Raw genomic sequence first — 274 nt, 5'->3', positions numbered from 1 at the left:
ACAACATTCAGCCTGGCGTCGCCCACTCCATCGGTGACTCATTGACTTACCGCGTGGAGACAGACTCCGCGACCGATGCGCTATTTACCGGGCATCGACGCTATTTTGAAGTGCATTACTACCTGCAAGGGCAGCAAAAAATTGAATATGCGCCGAAAGAGACATTACAGGTAGTGGAATATTATCGTGATGAAACTGACCGTGAATATTTAAAAGGCTGCGGAGAAACCGTTGAGGTCCACGAAGGGCAAATCGTTATTTGCGATATCCATGA

1 protein-coding gene is annotated in these 274 nt (G+C 47.8%); it reads left to right on the top strand.

The annotated features are described in order from the left end of the window. A partial coding sequence (locus tag AC0IZJ_RS28475; protein ID WP_471855623.1) for a beta-galactosidase subunit beta occupies positions 1-274 on the top strand: 274 nt, incomplete at both ends.

The organism is Roseateles sp. AC306, assembly GCF_979253795.1.
Note: the sequence above shows the minus strand (reverse complement) of the source record. Positions and strands in the feature narration are given on the sequence as shown.